8 protein-coding genes are annotated in these 7087 nt (G+C 65.5%); 6 read left to right on the top strand and 2 right to left on the bottom strand.

Annotation, left to right across the window (positions count from 1 at the left end; all coding sequences use genetic code 11):
- The 6 genes from E1285_RS46155 to E1285_RS41990 all read left to right on the top strand — a co-directional run.
- Nucleotides 1-790, top strand: a 790-nt coding sequence (locus E1285_RS46155) for a hypothetical protein (RefSeq protein WP_207947213.1), incomplete at its 5' end; no start/stop codon positions are given.
- A gap of 709 nt (nucleotides 791-1499) precedes the next feature.
- Complete coding sequence (locus E1285_RS42010) at nucleotides 1500-3371, top strand: hypothetical protein (RefSeq protein WP_132160369.1); 1872 nt, start codon at nucleotides 1500-1502, stop codon at nucleotides 3369-3371.
- 4 nt (nucleotides 3372-3375) lie between these two features.
- Entirely contained in the window at nucleotides 3376-3822 is a 447-nt protein-coding gene (locus E1285_RS42005) for a hypothetical protein (RefSeq protein WP_132160368.1), read from the top strand.
- A gap of 23 nt (nucleotides 3823-3845) precedes the next feature.
- Nucleotides 3846-4454 (top strand): hypothetical protein, encoded by a 609-nt coding sequence (locus E1285_RS42000; RefSeq protein ID WP_132160366.1) that lies wholly within the window; start codon nucleotides 3846-3848, stop codon nucleotides 4452-4454.
- A gap of 412 nt (nucleotides 4455-4866) precedes the next feature.
- Nucleotides 4867-5748: a helix-turn-helix transcriptional regulator gene (locus E1285_RS41995; RefSeq protein ID WP_132160365.1), complete on the top strand. Its 882-nt coding sequence runs from the start codon at nucleotides 4867-4869 to the stop codon at nucleotides 5746-5748.
- Nucleotides 5745-5933 carry a DUF397 domain-containing protein gene (locus E1285_RS41990; protein WP_132160363.1) on the top strand — a complete coding sequence of 63 codons (189 nt, stop codon included), beginning with the start codon at nucleotides 5745-5747 and terminating at the stop codon, nucleotides 5931-5933. Before E1285_RS41995 ends, E1285_RS41990 begins: the two co-directional genes overlap by 4 nt.
- Before the next feature lie 310 nt (nucleotides 5934-6243).
- On the opposite strand, the gene E1285_RS47995 is transcribed toward E1285_RS41990, so the two are convergent.
- Both E1285_RS47995 and E1285_RS46150 read right to left on the bottom strand, forming a co-directional pair.
- Complete coding sequence (locus E1285_RS47995) at nucleotides 6244-6687, bottom strand: hypothetical protein (RefSeq protein WP_243723433.1); 444 nt, start codon at nucleotides 6685-6687, stop codon at nucleotides 6244-6246.
- Between the two features lie 144 nt (nucleotides 6688-6831).
- Entirely contained in the window at nucleotides 6832-7011 is a 180-nt protein-coding gene (locus E1285_RS46150; protein ID WP_165966989.1) for a hypothetical protein, read from the bottom strand.
- Nucleotides 7012-7087: the final 76 nt, after the last annotated feature.

Raw genomic sequence — 7087 nt, 5'->3', positions numbered from 1 at the left:
CCCCCTTCCCCCCGCTGACCGGCGTGCGCTACAGGCCGCGTGCGTCTACTTCGCCGCCCTCGTGCCTCCTTCCGCCAGCGCGGTTGAGCACGCAGCGCACATATTCGCATCGCGCGTGCGGGTCCCGATGGACGTTGAGCGCACGGTACGCAAGGTGATGGACACGGTTGCCGTGGCGGTGCGCGCGGGGGACGAAGCGGCCGCCACGGCGGCCACGGTGGGAGCGGGGCTGGACGTGACGGTGGACGTGGCCGTGGACGGGGCGGTTGACGTGGTGCAGGCGGCGGTGAGCGTAGTGGTGCGCGCGGCAGACGCGGCGGTGGACGCGGCGGTGGACGCGGCGATGAAGGCAGCGGTGGACGCGGCGATGGACGCGGCGATGGACGCAACTGCCGTGGCGAAGCACGCGAAGCACGCGGCGGACGCGGCGCATGCGGCGCTGGACGCGGCTGCCGTGGCGACGGCGGTGCGTACGGCGGCGGATGCGGCGGTAAAGGCACTGCAGAAGGCCGAACGGGTCTTCACCATGCTGGCCGGCGACCAGCCACAGGATCGCGCAGTGGCCGGTGCGGCACGGCCGTTAGGGGTTCTGACGCGGCGGTTGCTGACCGTCGGGTGCGCACTGCTGCCCGTCACCGACCGGAACCGCTACGCCGAGGAATGGCTCAGCCTGCTCACCGAGCTACCCACCCGCAAGGACCGAGCCTGGCACCTGCTGTCCATCCTGCGCGGTTCGCCGCGCCAAGCCTGGACACTGCGCCGTCCGCTCAAGCACGTCCCGCCCGCCTGACCAGGCGCAGCATGGCCACTGGACCAGCGGGCGACAGCGCCGAGACCTCGAGAACCTCCCCGATGCTGCACCTCTCCCCCAGTGGGGGATCAAAATCGTTGAGTACGGTTCCCCGGTCTTCATCGCACGCGCGTCATCGACTCATAGTCGTTCAAGATCGACGCCTTCGATGGGTCGGAGCCCAGGACGACGTTCGGCCGGAAATCGGGCAAGCGAAGGGATCGATCCCGCTCGCACGGATGGCCCAGTCCCCGCGAGATCACCAAAGCGAGGGCCTGGCGGCTCAGCAACCGCGCCTCAAGGCGCCTGAAAGGGGAACCCGTAGCCCCCGAAGGCCCGCGGTGCCCTAGTCAGGACGACGCTTGCCGTCGGGTGACCGCATGACGTCCGATCAGCCCATCCGGCACAAACTCCGCCAAACAGGACGACGGCGCTTCAATTGAATCTTGAGTGACCCCACCACTGATCGTCCTGCATGCAACTCTTACAGAAGACGAAAACACGCCGCAATGACTGAGGTGCCACGTGGAACGCATAGACGGTATCGAGTGCTCTAAATCGGCGCGTGCAAAGTTCGGATGTGCGCGATTTCATGGTGGCCGGTGTGGCCCTGGCGTCAGCCCCGCGCGTCAAGGCACACCCCGTGTGAGCCGTCCGCCCCCGATGCCCTGAAGGACGGTTCTCCTCCCCCAGGGAAAGGGCTGCGGGCGTGGGCGTAGAAGACACCACTAAGACCGACACTCGCACGGACACGACCGACAAGCCCGCCTCGTCCGAGCGGCCCTACTCACCGCCGCCCGACAACCCCGGCTCACCGGGGCAGCCGTCCCGCCTGGAAAGCCTCGCCCGCGCCCGCGAACAGCAACAGAGCAGGTCACAGGAGACCCAGGACAGGGAGACCAGCCCCAAACCTGCCGAAGAACGCGACGACAAGGCCACCTCAGAGCGGACCGGCAGCGGGAACGAGAAGACCGAGGCATCCGGCAAGCCCGAGGCCCAGGGCCTGGACCAGCGCGAGGACGACGACCGGCCCGGGACCGGCAAGCCCGGACGGCCGGACAAGCGCGAACAGGAACCACGCACCCAGGACGAGGGCACCACGGGAAGCCGCGAACCCGGCACCGGCACCCCCGCCGACCGCGACCGGCCCCAAGGCCAAGCCGGTGAGCAGCGCGCCGACACTGCCACCGGACCCGCAGACCGGCCCGCCTCATCCGAACGGCGATGGACGCCACCGCCCGACAACCCCGGCTCCCCCGGCCAGCCGTCCCGCCTGGAAAGCCTCGCCCGCGCCCGCGAACAACAACAGGCCGCCGCCGCACAACGCGACCAGGCCGGGGACGGCCGGAGCGAGCCGAGCGGAGAACGCGGCACCGGGCCCGCCACGGCGCAGTCGGACAACGACGGCGCGAACGCGGAGCCGGCAGGCAAGCTCGAGGGCTCCGCCCAGGAGCAGGACGCGAACAGACCGGGAACGGACGAAGGTAGAACCGAGGACCGGCCCAGGCGGGTCGCCTCCGAAGCGCCGCCCACCCCGGACCAGAACACCAGTGAAGCGGACAAGCCCACCGACGGCGGCAGCGAGCCCCGCACCGAACCAGCGGGGCAAACCACCGACCAACTCAACGGACCGCAAGCACCCCGTCCAGGCACCACGACCGGTGAGTTGGGGCCTCAGGAGCACGCCACCGACCCGCCGCCCGCCACCGAGCAGGGCCCACGAACCTCGGACGGTCCCGTCGATGACGGCAACCAAACTCGCCCCGAAGCAGCCGAACAGCCCACTGCCCCCGCCGACGGGACCGAGCAGCCGGACCCCATCGACACCCAAACCAGACCCGGGGACGAACCGACCGGCCAGAACGCCGAAGCCACCGAACCCGCCCCCGACACCGGCTCCCACACCGACGAACCGGGCGACCAGCCCGCCACCGACAACGCCCCGTCCTCCCCCGAAGGACCAGACCAAGACTCGGGGACACGCGAACCTCACGGCGAACAAGACCGCGACCGTGATAAGAAGTCCGAAGATACCGACAACGAGCCGTCCCCGAACGAGACCAACGAGGCAGACCGGAAAGGAAAGACAAACCCGATACTCCTTGATGCGCGCTCCGACAGTCGAGGCCGAGTCAATTTCGAACCCCGATATCGACCGGAGAATGCAGCTGACACGGAACTGTCGCCAGAGCGGCCGAACACGGCTGGAGCGGAGAACCAACCAACCCGCGGAGATCTCGACCCGATTGATCCCGACAAGCTGCGCGATGATACCGGCGACCCACTGGAAACACCTGAAGAGCAGGATCTCAATGCACCCGGTAGGGACCGATGGGAACGCGCAGAGCGCGCGAAGGCAGGAGTTGACGCCGCTCGAAAATTGGCCGGCAAGGCCAAAGACTTTTTGAAGCAGCCACCGCCAACAGGGCAAGCAGAAGTAAGAGACTCCAGCAGCAAGGGCCCTGTTAACGACCAGCCAACGAACCCTGCAGACTTTGTGTCCAACAGCATAATTCTTGGCGTGGTGGTCATCGGCGGCACCCGACAGATGTACATGAAGATCAAGAACTCTCGAAGGTGAGGATATGGCAATAACGGACGACCAAGTGGCCACCCTTCGCGCTCAGCTCGCCGGGCAGGATGAGGAGCATGTAAATCGACTAAATCAGTTGGACACAGAAGCGGCCAAAAACAACTACGTCACCTTGGTGACAGGAGCGTTCTTCGAGGCCGTCGATCGCAAGTTCGTAGTAAATGGCGAAGTCGCTGAAGACGCGGAGGTCATCAACTTCATCGCGCATCAGCGAGAGATTCATCCGGATTCAGCAGATGCTCTCGATCCACATGCAGCAGAAATGGTTATCCTCGACGCCCTAGGGAAGGGATCGATGGAGAGCCTGGACGGCGAGACAATCTTCGGAACTCAGATTCTCCTGCTGGCCGCATTGGTTGGCGAGGCTCGTTTTAGTGGCGATGAACTCGACGCTTTCCTCGCCAAGGCGCGAACTGAGGCGGACAAGCAACTGAGGTGACGGAAACACCTACCAATTGACTGGTGAGGAAGTTGACAAGCGCACCTTTGGTCACGGTTACCGATCTGCATGTGTCAGCATTGCGTGCATTCATTTTGGAAGGACCTGACGCCTGGGAGGGCGAGCAGGCGGAGAAACTTAACGACGAGACCGGTCTTGGTTTGTCACTTCTCATCCATTATTCGTTCACTGCGGCTGCGCGACATATATTCGCGCGATCCTTCTCACTCTCCCAGGTGATTCGATATGTCGCCGATGTGCGCCTCGCACTCGGAGACGATGCACTTCAACTGAACCCGCGTGTAGCCGAGCAACTCATTCGCTCGGCTCTCGGCGACAAGATGCTTACCGATATCTCGCACCTCAACGAGGACCAGGTCACTAAAACGCGTGCGAAGCTGCTGCTCCTCGTAGCGCTGATGACGGACGCAGAGCTTGGTGAGAGCGGCGTAGATGAGTTGATCAATGAGGCCGCGGAAAACGCCAGGAAGTTCGACTCGTCATCACTCTTTTCCCGGGAGAGCGCCGATTCGCCTCACGTGGAGGGCGGACGTGACGAGGACACGGCCACGAGGAGCGACATCAGTCGCAGGCCTTCGCGGGGCACGGATGGAGGCTGGGAGTCGCCCTAGCCAGTCGACTTCCCTGCCTCCTAGAGGCAGCGGCCGAGGTTGCTCGAGACGCCACTTGGGCTTGGACGCGGGGCCAAGGCGCTGGATGTCGAAAACGCTGATGCAGGGCTTGCTGCCGCCTTCGTATGCCCCTATCCGGGATAGGTGAAGCTGGGCATCCCGACGGTTCAACCCGCAGGTACCCCCCCCAAAAACAGGCACATGCGGCATACGGGCTCTCGGTGAACATGGTGGGCGGGAGTCGGGTGGGCGACTCCCTGGCGTGCGAAGTGTGGACGTGCGGATATTGGCTGGGGTGTTGCCGTGTCGGGTGTTTGACCGAGCGTGACCTTATGATTGCTCGCGAGTGGTCGAACACAGAGGGTCAGTGATCCGAACGGATCGTGACCGACGCGATATCGGGAGGACGGTCATGCCGAGCCCCTACGTCCGCCGCCACCGTCTGGCGGTCGAGATACGCAAACTCCGCGAGAGCCGCGGCCTCACCACCGATGGCCTGGCCAAGCTCATGTTCTACTCCCGCACGAAGATCTCCCGGCTGGAGAACGGACAGGGGCGCCCTGACCTCGCCGAGATTGTGAACATGCTGGACGTCCTCGAAATCACCGGCGACGAGTACGACAGGCTCTTCCAGCTCGCCCGCGAGGCTGCGCAGAAGGGCTGGTGGGACAAGTACGGCGTCTCCATCGGGCCACGCCAAAAGCTCTACGCAGACCTCGAGTCCAACGCCGCCGCCGTCCGCGAGTACAACCAAACAGCAATGCCTGCGGTCCTTCAGGCCCCGGATTTCATCTCGGCACTCGTTGACCTGGACCAGTGCCAGGGACGTATCGACTACGTCCCGGAGCGCATGGTCGAGGCCCGTATGCGGCGGCAGCGCGAACTACTCCGGCCACAAGGCCCGTCCTACGAAACCGTCCTGGACGAGTGCGTGATCCATCGGCTGGCAGTGCCGCCACAGGCGATGATCGCTCAACTCCGGCACATGCTCAAGGTGGTCTCAGAAGAGGAACGGATCAACATCCACGTGCTTCTGCACGACGCCCGTATCTCAGGAGGCTTGCTCCCCAAGGCTTCCTTCTACCTCTACAAATTCCTTGAACCTGGTGACCCGCCGATGGCGGTGATCGAAACCGTATCCACAGATCTCGTCCTCACCCAACGACGCGAGGTCACGCAATACACCGGAATGTACGATCGTCTGCGAGAGGCAGCGCTGTCCCGCGAGGACAGCATCGTCTTCCTCGAACGTGTAGCCAACAGGCTGACCGAGCAGACAGGATCGGAGACATGACGAAGAAGTTCCGGGCATGGCGAAAGTCACGCCACAGCGATCCCGGCAGCGGATGTGTCGAAGCTGGCAGGGCCAGCGATGGCACGGTCGGCGTCCGCGACAGCAAGCTCGACCGCAGCCCCATCCTCGAGTTCACCCCCGCCGAGTGGAAGTGGCTTCTCCAGCGCATCCGCCGCGCAGCCTGACCCTCCGACGACCATCGACCGTCCGGCTTGCCCCTGATCGATGCAGGCCGGACGGGCAGCACGTCACTAGGCCCGCAGATTTGGGCGGCTAAGCGGGCTGGCCGGGCAGCGGCAGCGCGTCGGCGACCCGGCCGCCGGCGCCCTTCAGTCCTCCCCCGCCGAAGTTCAATGAGCCGGAGGCTCCCCACCTCGCCGCCACGCCCTTCCAGTAACGCGCCTGCCGCCCCCAGCGGACGTCTGCGAGCAGCGCCTACAGCCCCTCAACGCTCAGGTCCCGCGCCCCACTTGGTGACCTGGTGCGCGATGACGCTCAGGCTCGCGGGACAGCCGGGCCGAGATCGCCGACCAGGCGGCAAAGTGCCGGAACACGTCGGCCAGCAAACTCGGACACGATCTTCACCACCTCCCGCTCGAGGTGCTCGGTCGCCACGTTCTCCGGCATGTCCTCCTGGTGGACGGTCGTTGACGACTGCGCGATGCCGTTCCGGGCTAAGATCGCGGCGATCACCAGGACCCGCAGGGCCGAGAGAGTGATCACCTCCGGGTCGGTCTTGCCGATCTGCCGCTTCCGCGTTTCGACGAGCCTGGAGAGCGGGACGTGCCCTCGTGCTCGACCTTGACCGTCTCGGCGACGCGGTGGGGGCAGGTGGGTGCCGAAGTCGCGCTGGTCCATCGACATCGCGAGGTTCTTGGCGACCGGGACGCCGTCAACGTTGCGGTCGTAGAAGATCTGCCGGACGTCCTCGACCGACACCCCAGTACAGCTCGAACGGGAGCCGGACTGCGTCCAGGTCTGCGGCCGTCAGCCCGAAGCGCTCCGGGGCGTCGGACAGCTCGTGCAGCGCGGTCAGCTGCGTCTCGCCGTCGATCGCCACGACCGGGGCACCGGCCGTGAGGGTCAGCGTGTCAGATGCCGGTCCCCGGGGACGAGCCCCTCGCTCACCGCACCGGGCTCTCCGGCCTGCCAGAGGGTGATCGGCGGAGTGGACCGGCCCGAGCCGAACTCTTCCTTGATCCCGGTACCGATGTACCGGACGCAGTGGCCGACGTTCTTGCCCTTCTGCGTCGACTTGAGCATGCGCTGGACGAGGGCCCGGATCTCGGCGGACGAGCTCCATCACCATGTAGATCTCGTGGTCGCGGTCATACAGGAG

This window comes from Actinomadura sp. 7K507, assembly GCF_004348425.1.
GTDB lineage: Bacteria > Actinomycetota > Actinomycetes > Streptosporangiales > Streptosporangiaceae > Spirillospora.
This window is presented reverse-complemented; position numbering and strand designations above follow the sequence as displayed.